The organism is Methylothermaceae bacteria B42 (assembly GCA_001566965.1).
Classification (GTDB): Bacteria; Pseudomonadota; Gammaproteobacteria; order Methylococcales; family Methylothermaceae; genus Methylohalobius.
In genome coordinates, this window is sequence record LSNW01000032.1 from 179,979 (window position 1) to 193,241 (window position 13,263).

The following is a 13,263-nucleotide window of genomic DNA, read 5'->3' on the forward strand; positions in this document are numbered from 1 at the left end:
CCCGGTCTTGAATGATTCACATTTTCCTCAAGCTTTTCGTGCTACACTATTCTCGTGTGGCACGAAAAGCTTGGGGAAAATATGAGTAATCTAACCATTCAGATTGATCGTGAAGTTTTGCGCTATGCGCGTCTTCGTGCGTTGAAGGAAGGTACGTCCGTAAATGCGGTGCTGCGGGAATATCTTGAAAACTATGCCGGGGTTCATAATAAACGCCTGGAGGCGGCCGCGGATTTATTGGGTTTGGCCAAAAAAACCCAATCCCGAAGCGGCGGGCATCGATGGCGGCGGGATGAACTACACCAGCGCTGATGGAATTAGCTTTTTTTGACACCAACATTCTTGTTTATCTGTTTGACGCTGATTACCCGGAAAAGCAGCGTCAAACGGAAGTTCTTGTTTCAGAGGCGATGGCTAATGGCAGCCTGATGATAAGTACGCAGGTACTGCAAGAATTTTATGTCATCACTACCCGCAAGTTAGAGGTGCCATTAACATCAGAACAAGCAGAACAGGCAATCCGTGATTTGTTGGCATTCACAGTTGTTTCCGTTGGCGGAGAAATGGTGTTAGACGCTATCCAGCTCTGCCGCCGTTATGAACTGTCTTTCTGGGATAGCTTGATTATCCAGGCTGCGTTGGAAGGCGGCGCAGGAATACTGTACAGCGAAGACTTGCAAAATAATCAACGGTTTGGGGCATTGCGTATTGTCAATTCCTTTGACAAGCCGAATCATTGATGTTCCAAAAGAGAAAATGAGGAACAAGGTGTTGGTACTGGGATTTGGCAACCCCGGCCGTGGTGACGATGGGTTAGGACCCTTGCTGGTGGAACAGCTCGAAGAACGGGTGGATGCCGACGTGACCCTATTGACAACCATGCAGCTTCAGCCGGAGCATATTTTTGACCTCGACCACCATGAACAAGTGCTGCTGGTGGATGCCGGCTTGAACACGCCGGCGCCGTTTGCTTTCGAGCCATTACAACCCTGTCATGATTCATGCGCCTTTTCCCATGCCCTCAGTCCCTGGACCTTGTTGGCCGTTTACCGTGATACACTAAAAAAAACATCCCCTCCTGCGCATCTTCTTACCATCCGTGGTCAGAACTTTGAGTTGGGAGAATCTCTTTCACCCCAGGCCCATGAACATTTGTGTCAGGCACTCTCTTTTGTTGAATCTTGGTTAGCCAATGCACGAGTTGTCGCTGGCTGAAAATCTGCGCGAAATCATCGAAGCCGAGGCCGGTCGTCAGGGGTTTGGGCAGGTGAAAAAAGTATGTCTGCAGATTGGCAAGTTATCCTGTGTCATGCCATCGGCTATGCGGTTCTGTTTCGATGAGGTCATGCGCGGGAGCATGGCGGAAGGGGCTGTCTTGGAGATAGAAGAGGTCGAGGGAAAAGGATTTTGCCCTGTTTGCCGAACAACGGTATCAATGGAAGCGTTGTATGATTTATGTCCTGAATGTCAAAAGCCAATGGACGTAATTCAGGGGTTGGAGATACGGATTCAGGCGTTGGAGGTTGTGGGATGATTCATCAACGCTCATGAAAGGTATTTCCCGGTGATTCACCGCAGAGACGCAGAGGGCGCAGAGAATTTTTGATTTTTATGTCATTGCAAACGTATTCAAGAAATAACAAATGTATCAGCTCTATTTGCTCTTAATTTTTCTTTAAAAAACTCCGCGCCCTCTGCGTCTCTGCGGTGAAAATTATCGTTTCCAGGGGCATTTTAATATAAACCCAAATTCAGGGGGGAGAGCGATGTCAATTGAAAACTCAAAAATCATTTGGACCAAGGTTGACGAGGCGCCGGCCTTGGCGACTTATTCCTTGCTCCCCATCGTTAAGGCCTTTGTATCGGCCGCGGGAGTAACTTTGGATACCCGGGACATTTCTCTTGCTGGCAGGATTTTGGCCAAATTTCCCGAGAGACTGACCTGGCAGCAGCGTGTCAATGATGATTTGACCGAGTTGGGGGAGCTGGTGAAAAGACCCGAGGCCAATATTATCAAACTTCCCAATATCAGCGCTTCTGTGGTTCAGCTCAAGGCGGCTATCAAGGAACTTCAGGAAAAAGGCTATGATTTGCCGGACTATCCGGAAAATCCCGCCACGCAAGAAGAAATGGACTACCGGGCCCGTTATGACCAGGTCAAGGGAAGCGCGGTCAACCCGGTTCTAAGGCAGGGGAACTCCGACCGCCGGATTCCGCCATCGGTGAAAGAATATGCCCGCAAACACCCACATCCCATGGGGCCTTGGACACCAGATAACCAGGCCCATGTCTCCTGCATGACGGGCGGCGATTTTCGCCACAATGAAAAATCCACTACCATCGGCTCGCAAGAGGCGGGTAATTGCCGCCTCGAAATGCACGGCGATGACGGCGCGGTAACGGTGCTCAAGGATAACATCCCTTTGCTTGAAGGCGAGGTGATTGATATTACTGGAATGCGCCGGGACGCCTTGCGAACCTTCCTTGCCGGGCAAATAGAAGATGCCAAAGCCAAAGATGTGCTGTTTAGTGTTCATCTCAAGGCCACCATGATGAAAGTCAGCGATCCCATCATTTTTGGTCATGTGGTGTCGGTTTTCTTTGAGGATGTGTTCAAGAAACACGCCCAGACCTTCAAGGAACTGGGGGTGAATCCCAATAACGGCTTGGCGGAACTGTATAACAAACTTGCCAAGTTGCCGGCGGAGAAAAGAGCCGAAATCGAAGCCGATATCCAGTCCGTTTATGCCAAGCGCCCCAAATTGGCGATGGTGGATTCCGATAAGGGCATCACCAATCTGCACGCCCCCAACGATGTGATTATCGATGCCTCCATGCCCCGGATGATCCGCGAATCTGGGACCATGTGGGGACCGGATGGAAAGCAGCATCAGGCCAAGGCGGTCATTCCCGATTCCAGCTATGCCGGGGTTTATCAAGCGGTTATCGACCATTGCAAACAACACGGGGCTTTTGATCCCGTCACCATGGGGACGGTGCCCAATGTAGGCCTGATGGTGCAAAAAGCGGAGGAGTACGGTTCCCACGACAAGACCTTCGAAATACAAGGTAAAGGCATCGTCAAGGTGATTTCCGAGGCAGGCAATGTGTTGCTGGAAATTCCGGTGGAGGAAGGGGATATCTTCAGAATGTGCCAGACCAAGGACCTGGCAATCCAGGACTGGGCCAAACTGGCGGTAAACCGGGCCAGGGCTACCGGTTGGCCCACGGTGTTCTGGCTGGATTCAGAGCGCCCCCATGACGCGGAGCTGATCAAGAAGGTCAAAACCTGTCTCCAGCGTCATGATACCTCCGGACTGGAAATCAAGATAATGCCCCCGGTTGAGGCGACCAAATATACTTGCGGGCGGATTTCCCGGGGAGAGAATACCATTTCTGTCACCGGGAACGTGCTACGGGACTATCTCACCGACCTTTTTCCCATCCTGGAAGTGGGCACCAGCGCCAAGATGCTGTCCATCGTGCCCTTAATCAACGGTGGCGGCCTGTTCGAAACCGGCGCGGGGGGATCGGCACCCAAGCACGTCCAGCAATTTCTCAAAGAAGGCCACCTGCGTTGGGATTCCCTGGGTGAATTTCTGGCATTGGCGGCTTCCCTGGCGCATCTGGCAGAAAAATACAACAATCCCAAGGCCCAAGTATTGGCTGATACCTTGGACAAGGCCAACGGCAGATACCTGGAAAATGACAAATCTCCCAAAAGAAAGGTTGGCGAACTGGATACCCGGGGCAGCCATTTTTATCTGGCCCTGTATTGGTCCCAGGAACTGGCCTCCCAGCAGGAACTACCGGAATTGAGAACATGCTTTATTCCCATATTTCAAGCGCTTGCCGAGAACGAGGAAAAAATTGTGGCCGAACTCAACGCCGTCCAGGGCAGGCCGCAAAATATCGGTGGTTACTACCGTCCTGATGATTCATTGGCAGCTCAAGCGATGCGTCCCAGCCGGACGTTTAACCGGATTATTGAATCCGCTTCAGGCTAGCCCGGATATTTCACCAGCCGGATTCGGGCTTTCCAATAATTAACTTATTTTTATACAAAATGCTTAAGATTGATGATTTCCGCGAAATCCAATTTGGATTCAGCCCCAATCCTATCCCGGCCCTGGCTTGTTCAGGCACGCCTGGGCTTGGGCTTCCTTCAAGCCATAGCTACGGCTATGCCTTTCAGTCCAGCCCGGCGCCCAGCCGCACCTGTCCTGCGCCATCATCCGGGATGCTGGTGAAATATCCGGGCTAAATGGTGATACGGGTCAGCAGGGTGTTTCTTCCTCTGGCTTGATTTTCTTGTTGGCCACAACATCCCGCAGGCCGCCGGAGACATATTTGTGCAAAATACTTGCTACCAGGGTTTGGTAAGGAATCCCTTCTTCCAGCGCCCGCCTTTGGAGGGCACGTAAATCCCGGCTTGAAATTCTAATATTAATTCTTTTGTCTTTCTTAAACGTGGCTTCGGCTATGGCTTGAATTTTTTTCTTCCGTTTATCGGTAAGCACCGATTCAAATTCACCCGCTTCAAAGTCTTTGAGGATTTCTTTTTCCTCTTTGCTGAGTTTGGTCTTGCTCATGATTTCTCTCCAAGATACTGCCTGGTTGCTTTCCTGCTGGGAATGATAGTTTTCAGGAATATTTCTTCTGTGTTTTCCACATAGGGCACCAAATAGATATACCCGTCTATATCGATGACAAAGATTCTTTGATTTGGGTACTTTTCCTCATTGGGGTGCTTGATATCGTCCATTAAAGCGCCTTGTTGCAAATAAAAAACGACATCTTCAAAGGAAATACCGCGTTCCTCTATGAGTTGCCAATTTTTATCGGTATTCCAGTTGATGTTTTTCATTAATGAAATTATAACAAAAACAACAAGAATGTGTGCCTTTCGGCATCACTTGTATGGTTGTTGTTTGCTTGCTTGAGTGACGGATGTGGTAGCGTTGCATAAGCCTACTGAAACAGATCAGTCATAGGGTTTCGGTAAGAGAAAAACTACGGAACGGAATTGTCCCGTTCATCATCGTCGGCCAGCATATTTAAGCTTTCATCCGTGCCAGCTTCTTCTCGCAAGGTCTGGGGTAGTGTCTTTTTCACCTTGATGCCCAGTTCCACGAATTGCTCTGCCTGGCGGATCAGATTTCCCCGGCCTTCCACCAGTTTTTGCCGCGCGGTCTGGTAGCTGCCGTGGACGGTGTCGAGTTGTTGGCCGATTTTCTCGAAATCTTCCAGAAAGCCGCGCAGTTTGTCATAGAGCCGCCCGGCGCGTTCGGCGATTTTGCGGGTGTTTTCGTTTTGCCGCTCGAAGCGCCACATGTTTTCAATAGTGCGCAGGGTTGCGAGCAGGGTGGTGGGGGTGACGACAATGATCTTGCGCTCAAAGGCCCAGGAGAAAAGCTGGGGATCTTCTTGAAAAGCAGTGGTGAAGGCGGGTTCGATGGGCATGAACATGAGGACGAAATCAAGGGAATTGACCCCCTGAAGGTGCTCATAATTTTTGCCGCTGAGACTGGTAATGTGGTTGCGGATGGCCAGCAAATGGCTTTTTAGCGCGGCCTTGGCTTCGCTCTCATCGTTGGCGGCGACGTAGCTTTGATAGGCGTTGAGGGAGACTTTGGAGTCAATGATGATGTCCTTGCCTTCCGGCAGATGGATAATGACATCCGGTTGCAGACGTTTGCCTTCGTCATCCCGGAAACTGCCCTGGACTTCGTATTCCTGTCCTTTGCGCAGGCCGGAACGTTCCAGCACGGTTTCCAGTACGATTTCCCCCCAAGTGCCCTGTGCCTTTTTGTCACCCTTGAGGGCCAGGGTCAGGTTGCGGGCTTCTTCGTTCAGGCGCTGGTTCATCTCTTGCAGCTGGCGCAAGTGTTCCTGAAGCGAGCCGCGGCCGCGCTGTTCTTCCGTATGGATTTCGTCAATCCGCTTGCGGAAGTCTTGTAATTGGGTGCGGACCGGAGATAACAGCTCGTCGAGTCCCTTGCGGTTCTGTTCGCTGAATTGGCGGCCTTTTTCCTCGAAGATGCGGTGGGCGAGATTTTCAAATTCGGTTTTCAGTTGGGCGCGGGCTTTGTCCAGTTCGGCAAGTTTTTCCTCATTGTGCCGTTGTTGTTCCGCCAGGCGGGTTTTCATCTCCGCCACTTCCGCGTTGAGAGTATGGCGCTGTTGTTCAAGAGACTCGATGCGTTGATCACGCCGGGCAATGTCTTGTTGTTGTTCCTGGATTTTCTGATCCCGCTCCTGGAGCCGGGTTTCCAGGCGGCTGAGGGTATTTTCAGCCTGTCCCAGGCAGTTTTTCAAATCGGTATTTTCCTGTTTCAGCAGGTCAACCGAATCCTGCAGCCTGTGATTGTCCCCGGTAACCTGCTCTAAACGCTGGCGGAGCAGGGCCAGTTCTTTGTCATGGTTGGCTTGGGCCAGGGCGATTTGGTGGCGGGTTTGGCGTTTGTGGAAAAAAAATACCAATAGGCCACCGGCTAACAGCCCGGCAGCCAGCGCAATCCAAACCCACCATTGGGGATCAAGCGTCATGCGCATGGGGTGTTTCGGGCAAAATGATTTCCAGCCGGTTGGTGCCGCCAGGGTGCCCGCGGGAAGGACCTTGAGTAATTACGACGGGGCCTGAGTCAATGCCCTGATTACGGAGCCACTCGCGGACGATGGTCTCCCAGGGGCGGGAGTCATCACCGGTATAGACCGGATACACCCCGTAACTGAAAAGCAGTTGTTGGCAAGTGACGGGTTTGGGGGACAAGGCGATAATCCAGGAAGGCAAATGAAAACGGCCAATGCGTCTGGCGGTAGAGCCGGTTTCCGTCGGGGTGAAGACATAATGGACATTCAACTGCTCCACGGCAGTGACTACATTGAGGGCAATGACTTCACCGATATCCGGGCTGCGTTTGGGAGTCAATGAAGGAAACCAGTTAAGTTCCTTTTCGCTGTGATGGGCGATTTTGCCCAGCATTTTCACCGCGTCCACGGGAAATTTGCCCAGTGCCGATTCTTCCGACAACATTACCGCGTCGGTGCCGTCCAGCACGGCATTGGCGACATCCGTGGCTTCGGCGCGGGTAGGGCGGTTGTGCTCGGTCATGGATTCGAGCATTTGGGTGGCGGTGATAACCGGTTTGGCGGCTTGATTGGCTTTGCGGATCAAGTGTTTCTGCAGGATGGCGATGGTTTCGATAGAGGTTTCCACGCCTAGATCGCCCCGGGCGACCATGATGCCATCGGCGGCCTGAAGAATGGCATCGATATTATCCAGCGCCGCGGCCCGCTCGATTTTGGCAATCACAAAAGGCGAGGCGTCCAAATGGCGGGCGGCTTCACGAACCTGCATAATATCTTCCGCCATTGACACGAATGACACACTGACAGCGTCTATGGCTTGTTCGCAGGCGAACCTGAGCAAGGCCAGGTCGTGTTCGGTGACCGCTGGCAAGGGAACATGCATTCTGGGAATATTGATGCCCTTGTGGGAGCGAAGTTCACCCCCGACCACCACTTGGCACAGAACGGCATCATTGGAGACCGATTCCACCTTCAATTCGATAAAGCCATCGTTGAGGAAAATGGCCTCTCCGGGACGGACTGCCTGGGTAAGCTGGGGGAAATCCACAAACACGCAACTTTGATCGCCAATCATTGGGCGAGTGGTTAACATAAAGGTTTGGCCGGTTTTTAAAACCAGAGGATCGGGGTCGATTTTTCCGATGCGAAGCTTGGGACCGGGCAGGTCCGCAAGAATAGCCACCCGCCGCTTGGTATTATCTGAAGCCTGGCGGATACGAGAGATGGTTTGCCGCCATTGATCACGTTTACCATGGGCGAGATTCAAGCGGGCGATATTCATCCCGCTGCGAATCATCCTTTCCAGAGTATTGACGTGGTCGGAAGCCGGCCCGATGGTAGCAACGATTTTGGTCTTGGCGTGGGGAAATTTCATCATCTTACTATGGTAACCTGACATGCAAATCCATTAAAGATCAGGAGTTGCTAATGGCGGAACAATCACCTTCCCATCCATTGTTGCCCAAACCCGTATCCCCTCAGCGTTTGGAGCCTTTGCCCTGGCAAGCGCCCAAACCGCCGGAAGAGGATCCTGATGCCCCCCGCCGGGTTCAGCAAATTCTCGCCAGCCCCAGTTACCGGCCGGCGGTGCAGGATGTTCAATTTTTGAACCGTTATGAAACCCGCCCGGCGCGGCTGCAACTGGATTACATGAAACCGGAATTGGGATTGCAGGAAAACGGGGTGCGCAACACCATCGTCGTGTTTGGCAGTACCCGGATTCCAGAACCGGCGGCGGCGAAACGGAAACTGGCAGTGCTGAAGGAAGCACTGGCCAAACGGCCCGATAGCGGGGAACTGCAACAGCGAGTCAAAGTGGCGGAAAAAATCGCCGCCAAAAGCCGCTACTACGATATTGCCCGGGAATTTGGCCGACTGGTGGGTCATGCCGGCCACGGCCCTCTCGATTGCCGCCTGGTGGTCATGACCGGTGGCGGTCCGGGAATGATGGAAGCAGCCAATCGCGGCGCCTTCGATGTGGGCGCCAAAACCGTCGGCCTGAATATCACCTTGCCCCACGAGCAATTTCCCAACCCCTATATTACCCCGGAATTGTGTTTTCAATTCCACTATTTCGCCCTGCGCAAAATGCACTTTTTGCTTCGGGCCAAGGCACTGGTGGTATTCCCCGGCGGATACGGCACTTTTGACGAATTATTCGAGACCCTGACCTTAGTCCAAACCCGCAAAATCCGCCCCTTGCCTGTGGTGCTGGTTGGGAAGGAATATTGGCAGCGGGCAGTTAATTTTGATTTTCTGGTAGAGGAGGGGACCATCGACCCTGAAGATAAGGAATTATTCTGGTATGCAGAGACCGCCCAGGAAATTTGGGATGGCATTGTTTGGTGGTACGAGAGCAACGGAGAGTCACTGATTAATGGTGAGCCTTTTCCAGGAGTGGCAGTGGAGTGATGTGTCTGGTCTATTTTTTGGAATAGCTGTATTTATCCCATGCCATCATTCAGGATGCCGGTAGAATATTTAGCCTAAATTTTGCAAGTGATGCGAGCACCGAGGGTGCCAAGCAAGGCTTTAGGCAAGGCGGCAAGCCGATTTTCGCGCAGGAGTAGCAGCGCCACTTCGAGCATGAAATTGGCGCAGCCAACGCAGCATAAAGGCTTGATTCGGCAGCCGAATGCCGAAATACTTGCAGAATTTAAGTTTAGGTTGATGAAGTTAGAAATTCGTCCCAGACTCCTGGTCAGCGCTTGTCTTCTTGGACAAGAGGTGCGATATGACGGGAGACATAAGTGTCACCTTGATGTCATCGCGCTTGCCAAGGACGTGGATCTCATACCCCTTTGTCCTGAAGTGGCTATCGGCCTTGGCATCCCCCGGCCGCCGATTCAACTGGTGGCAGGGGAAAGCGGGATTAAATTGCTGGAGGTCAATGATCCGAACCTGGACCATACCCAGAAAATGGCGGATTTTGTGCGGTCACAGGTTGGTGAAATGGCGTCAATGGACGGTCTAATTGCCAAACGCAACTCACCCAGCTGCGGTTTGGGTAATGTGCCGGTTTATGAGAAAAATGGGGGGTTGATGCACCATTTTGGTCAGGGGGCTTTTTCCGGTTCTCTACAAAGGGTTTATCCGGCGTTACCTGTAATAGAAGAACAAGATTTGGAAGATGCGCAGAAGCGCGGCAATTTTCTCCTGCGGGTTTTTACCCACAGCCGTTGGCGAGATTTAGGAGGCACTTCGTTGACTCTGGAAGCGCTGAAGGATTTTCATCAATGTCATCGCTATTTGCTCATGGCCCGGAGCTTCAATGCCTATCAGCGCTTGGGAAAGATGTTGCAGAATCGCAAAGTAGCCAATCTATCTGTCAATTATCTCCAGCAAATGATGGCGGTACTGAAGCGTGAAGAAAATCGGCGCAACTTGCTGGAAATTGTGCACGCGATTTCGCAGACATTGGCAAGCCAACTCAATCCATCAACTATCCAGGCCATTGATCAAGCGATCGAATCGTGTGGGGAAAAGGAAACGGCGGTGAGTTCCCTCATGACTTTGCTTCGAGAAAACCTCGCTTGTCTTGATTTCGTTGATCCAGCTATTGAGCTGTTTCTTCACCCTTTCCCCGCGGAGTTAATGGCTGAATAAAGCAAAGGCAGACCGTTGAGACGGTCTGCCAAAGATCTGCGGCTATTTCTGCTTATTTTTTTATCTTGTGATAACGTTTCGCAAACAACCCTGTTGTTTCTTCGCTAAAATCGCTTTCCGACCAGGCGACCGTCGGCCTGCCTTTTGCGTCAATGGCAATGTCCAGTTCAGAATATATATTTGTTGGTAATTCGCTGACTACGTTACCTACGGGTCGCCACCTTTTCTTTCTTAGGAGTTTGACGCGAACAAATGGAGTTTCGGGATTTTCCTTATCAATATAGGCAGTTACCACTTTACCTCTTAAAGTGAAATCCAGCACGGGATTTTCCCCGTAGCCGGGACTGGCCAATTCCTTCCAGCGCTTGCCTTTCCAACGCATCACTTTAATTTGCCCGGTTTCCACGTCAGTCAACGCCAGGTAGACTTTGTTGTCGTACACGGCGATCACAGGCGTGCGAGTGTTGGGCATGTTTCCTCCCAATTGCCGCCATTTTTCGCCATTCCAGCGCCAGACTTCGGTTGTATTATTCCCGCCGTAGGACCCACCGGGCCGATGGGTTGCGATATACACCCGGTCCTTCAAATCGATGTCGATATAGGCTCGCGTTGCCCGTCCGGCAAAACTGGTTAAAGATTCTCCGAGAGATACCCACTGGTTAAGGTCATCATCCCAGCGGGCAGCAAAGGCAAAGTGGGCTTTCGAACCAACGTGAGAACTCCAGGTGACAATGGGAGCACCAGAACTATCCAGTACAATGCCATCACAGGCATTGACATTGAATCGGCGACGGCTCCAATTCCCTGATTCTTTTGCGATGGAGCCGCCAATTGGTTGCCACTGCTGTCCGTCCCATCGAAATACATAGGGGCCGCCTTTGATATCGTCAGACTCAGAGACAATCCCGCCACGTCCAGCAGCGCAAAGGTAAAGGTTTTTCTCCGCATCCTGCCCGATGGAGGGATTTTTCAATCCAGCCAAAGGCTCGCCTATCATTTCCCAGTGTTTATTCCGCCATCTCATGACCAAGGTTTCTGATGCATAGGTTTCCCGGTCAGTGTGGGAAAATGCGAGTACAGGATTTTTCCTGGGATCGGCGCTTAGGGAGAATTTCCCGATAAAATCACTAGGATAGGGATTCAGATTATCTCCCAAGTTTGCCCATTCATGATGACTTTCCGCGCTGAAAGATTGACTGGGTAAAGTAAAAAAGAAAGTTAGGATCGCCGTGACCAACAAGCATTTTGAATTCAACATAACGGTTACCTCCTAAACCGCAGGTTTACCTGATTGCGGGGCTTTAGCCTCTTCTGCATGATTGAATATGATTTCAGTATGCCATTTTTCCAATATTTCCAAAATGGCGGACTAACAAATAAACCGTATTAGCGGTTCTCGCAGTTTCAGTTCGGCAACGACTTCTTCCTCCTCGTGTTGGAAGGTTAGCTGCGCTGAGTGATCTTTTGGCAGTAAAGATCGGACCAACTGCAAGCCGGTCCCTAATCCTGTGCCAGTCATCATATCCAAACTCAACGGCTCTCCTTGGTAGCGATTGCGAATGCGTATTTTGGCGCAGTCAGGGGTTTTTTCCACAGATAGGATAACCTTGGGATCGGCTACGTTGCTGTGTTTGATGGCATTAAACAGCAGTTCGTTGATGACCAAGGTCAAGGAAACCGCTTCTCCATCGTTTACTTCAATGGTGTAGTTAGGTATTTCCGTGACAACGGGAACTTGGCCGAATTTCTGACTCGCCCGGGTGGCGATTTTGACCAGATCGCATAAATAGATCCTGTCATCGGGGCTGCGGCTTCTTAAATTGTAGATAAGGGCGATGGAATTGATTTGCCGTATTGGGGCTTCGAGAAGGGTGGAAACCTCTGGGTGGTTGAGGCGTTCGTTATTGAGCAGGCCAACAATGCCTTGCAGGTTGTTTTTGATGCGATGATGAATTTCCCGAATCAATACGTCATATTTTTGCTTTTCCTTGCTGAGGATTTCTTCGGTTTTGGCCTTGATTTCGGTAATGTCTTGGAGAATCAGCAGCAGTTGCCCCTGATCTGGAAGAATGCGAGCAGAAACTAGGGTAGGAATAGCGGTATTTTTCCATCGGGAGAAGAACCTGACTTCTATGGTTTGGGGTTGGCGCGTTCGCCACAGATCCTTCCACCACTGCTGCATGGTTTTAAGATCCTCGGCAAAAAGCAGGGTTTCCCAGTGTTCGCCGATGAGATCGTTGACGGTACATTGCAGCATGGAGGCAAAATAAGTATTGACGCTTTGAATTCTTCCTTCGGCGTCGATTTGCATTGCCCCAATGAGTGCAGAATCGTAACAATTGCAAGGTTGGGAAAGGTCTTGATTCTCGAATTGGTTGTCAGTTTGGTTCATAATAAAACTATGATTAAACTGGAGAAGGATTATGCACAATGAATTCTGAGACAAAGAAAAAAACCAAAATTCTTTTGGTGGATGATGACCGGTTGATTTTGGGAACCCTTGCGAGCGGTTTGCGGGCCCAAGGGTATGAAGTGTTTGAGGCGGTCAGTGGCAATGAGGCGATAAAGCAGGCAAAGAGCGCAAAACCTGACTTGGCCTTGGTGGATGTGCGGTTGCCCGACTTGAGTGGCCCGGAAATTGCCGAGCGGTTGAGCCAGGAAGACGGTATCCCAGTGCTGTTTTTGTCGGCCTATGATGACCGGGAGTCCGTCGAAAAAGCTACCGCCGTCGGCGGTTTGGGTTATTTGGTGAAACCCTTTGCTATCAACCATTTGCTTCCCACCTTGGAAATTGGTCTGCAACGGGCCCGGGAATTGCGCACATTGAAGGAACGGGAAGCCCGTCTGCAAAAGGCGCTGGTACGCAATCGGGAAATCAATGCGGCAGTCGGTGTCTTGATGGAACGGTATCGGATGCCTTACCGGGAAGCGTATGAAAGTTTGCGCAGCCAAGCGCGTACCCAACGTTGCAAGGTCACGACGTTGGCTGCCCAAGTGATTGAATTTAGCGATTTCGTCAATAGTCTGGTTCGCGATTATTGGCCCAAAAGCCGTAGTGGCTAATTG

At 51.1% G+C, this 13,263-nt stretch carries 15 protein-coding genes; 9 read left to right on the forward strand and 6 right to left on the reverse strand.

All coding sequences use genetic code 11. The annotated features are described in order from the left end of the window. The first annotated feature begins 81 nt into the window (after positions 1 to 81). The 6 genes from AXA67_12060 to AXA67_12085 all read left to right on the forward strand — a co-directional run bounded on the left by AXA67_12060 (position 82) and on the right by AXA67_12085 (position 4,264). Positions 82 to 312: a hypothetical protein gene (locus AXA67_12060; protein ID KXJ39789.1), complete on the forward strand. Its 231-nt coding sequence runs from the start codon at positions 82 to 84 to the stop codon at positions 310 to 312. After that, positions 312 to 740, forward strand: coding sequence for a hypothetical protein (locus tag AXA67_12065; protein ID KXJ39790.1), 429 nt, complete (start codon positions 312 to 314; stop codon positions 738 to 740). The genes AXA67_12060 and AXA67_12065 overlap by 1 nt, the downstream gene beginning before the upstream one ends. Positions 741 to 756: 16 nt before the next feature. Then, complete coding sequence (locus tag AXA67_12070; GenBank protein KXJ39791.1) at positions 757 to 1,215, forward strand: hypothetical protein; 459 nt, start codon at positions 757 to 759, stop codon at positions 1,213 to 1,215. Next, on the forward strand, positions 1,193 to 1,534 hold the full coding sequence (locus AXA67_12075; GenBank protein KXJ39792.1) for a hypothetical protein: 342 nt from the start codon (positions 1,193 to 1,195) through the stop codon (positions 1,532 to 1,534). The genes AXA67_12070 and AXA67_12075 overlap by 23 nt, the downstream gene beginning before the upstream one ends. Positions 1,535 to 1,766: 232 nt before the next feature. Further along, entirely contained in the window at positions 1,767 to 4,007 is a 2,241-nt protein-coding gene (locus tag AXA67_12080) for an isocitrate dehydrogenase (protein KXJ39793.1), read from the forward strand. A 59-nt stretch (positions 4,008 to 4,066) separates the two neighbouring features. Continuing rightward, the gene (locus AXA67_12085; GenBank protein ID KXJ39794.1) at positions 4,067 to 4,264 is read left to right on the forward strand and encodes a hypothetical protein; all 198 of its coding nucleotides are present in this window, start codon (positions 4,067 to 4,069) and stop codon (positions 4,262 to 4,264) included. A 13-nt stretch (positions 4,265 to 4,277) separates the two neighbouring features. On the opposite strand, the gene AXA67_12090 is transcribed toward AXA67_12085, so the two are convergent. The 4 genes from AXA67_12090 to AXA67_12105 all read right to left on the reverse strand — a co-directional run bounded on the left by AXA67_12090 (position 4,278) and on the right by AXA67_12105 (position 7,966). After that, on the reverse strand, positions 4,278 to 4,592 hold the full coding sequence (locus AXA67_12090) for a hypothetical protein (GenBank protein KXJ39795.1): 315 nt from the start codon (positions 4,590 to 4,592) through the stop codon (positions 4,278 to 4,280). Further along, positions 4,589 to 4,867 (reverse strand): toxin, encoded by a 279-nt coding sequence (locus tag AXA67_12095; GenBank protein KXJ39796.1) that lies wholly within the window; start codon positions 4,865 to 4,867, stop codon positions 4,589 to 4,591. The genes AXA67_12090 and AXA67_12095 overlap by 4 nt, the downstream gene beginning before the upstream one ends. Before the next feature lie 146 nt (positions 4,868 to 5,013). After that, positions 5,014 to 6,555, reverse strand: coding sequence for a hypothetical protein (locus tag AXA67_12100; protein KXJ39797.1), 1,542 nt, complete (start codon positions 6,553 to 6,555; stop codon positions 5,014 to 5,016). Then, a complete protein-coding gene (locus tag AXA67_12105; GenBank protein ID KXJ39798.1) occupies positions 6,539 to 7,966 on the reverse strand; it encodes a pyruvate kinase in 1,428 nt (475 codons plus the stop codon). Before AXA67_12105 ends, AXA67_12100 begins: the two co-directional genes overlap by 17 nt. A 53-nt stretch (positions 7,967 to 8,019) precedes the next feature. On the opposite strand from AXA67_12105, the gene AXA67_12110 reads away from it, so the two are divergent. Beyond that, positions 8,020 to 9,003, forward strand: coding sequence for a cytochrome D ubiquinol oxidase subunit II (locus AXA67_12110; GenBank protein ID KXJ39799.1), 984 nt, complete (start codon positions 8,020 to 8,022; stop codon positions 9,001 to 9,003). Between the two features lie 174 nt (positions 9,004 to 9,177). Continuing rightward, positions 9,178 to 10,197 (forward strand): hypothetical protein, encoded by a 1,020-nt coding sequence (locus tag AXA67_12115; protein KXJ39800.1) that lies wholly within the window; start codon positions 9,178 to 9,180, stop codon positions 10,195 to 10,197. 52 nt (positions 10,198 to 10,249) lie between these two features. Here AXA67_12115 and AXA67_12120 read toward each other — a convergent pair whose 3' ends face one another. Both AXA67_12120 and AXA67_12125 read right to left on the reverse strand, forming a co-directional pair. After that, positions 10,250 to 11,455 (reverse strand): hypothetical protein, encoded by a 1,206-nt coding sequence (locus AXA67_12120; GenBank protein KXJ39801.1) that lies wholly within the window; start codon positions 11,453 to 11,455, stop codon positions 10,250 to 10,252. Positions 11,456 to 11,566: 111 nt separating this feature from the next. Then, positions 11,567 to 12,589, reverse strand: coding sequence for a hypothetical protein (locus AXA67_12125; GenBank protein ID KXJ39802.1), 1,023 nt, complete (start codon positions 12,587 to 12,589; stop codon positions 11,567 to 11,569). Between the two features lie 38 nt (positions 12,590 to 12,627). On the opposite strand from AXA67_12125, the gene AXA67_12130 reads away from it, so the two are divergent. Then, the gene (locus tag AXA67_12130; protein KXJ39803.1) at positions 12,628 to 13,260 is read left to right on the forward strand and encodes a hypothetical protein; all 633 of its coding nucleotides are present in this window, start codon (positions 12,628 to 12,630) and stop codon (positions 13,258 to 13,260) included. Positions 13,261 to 13,263 lie beyond the last annotated feature (3 nt).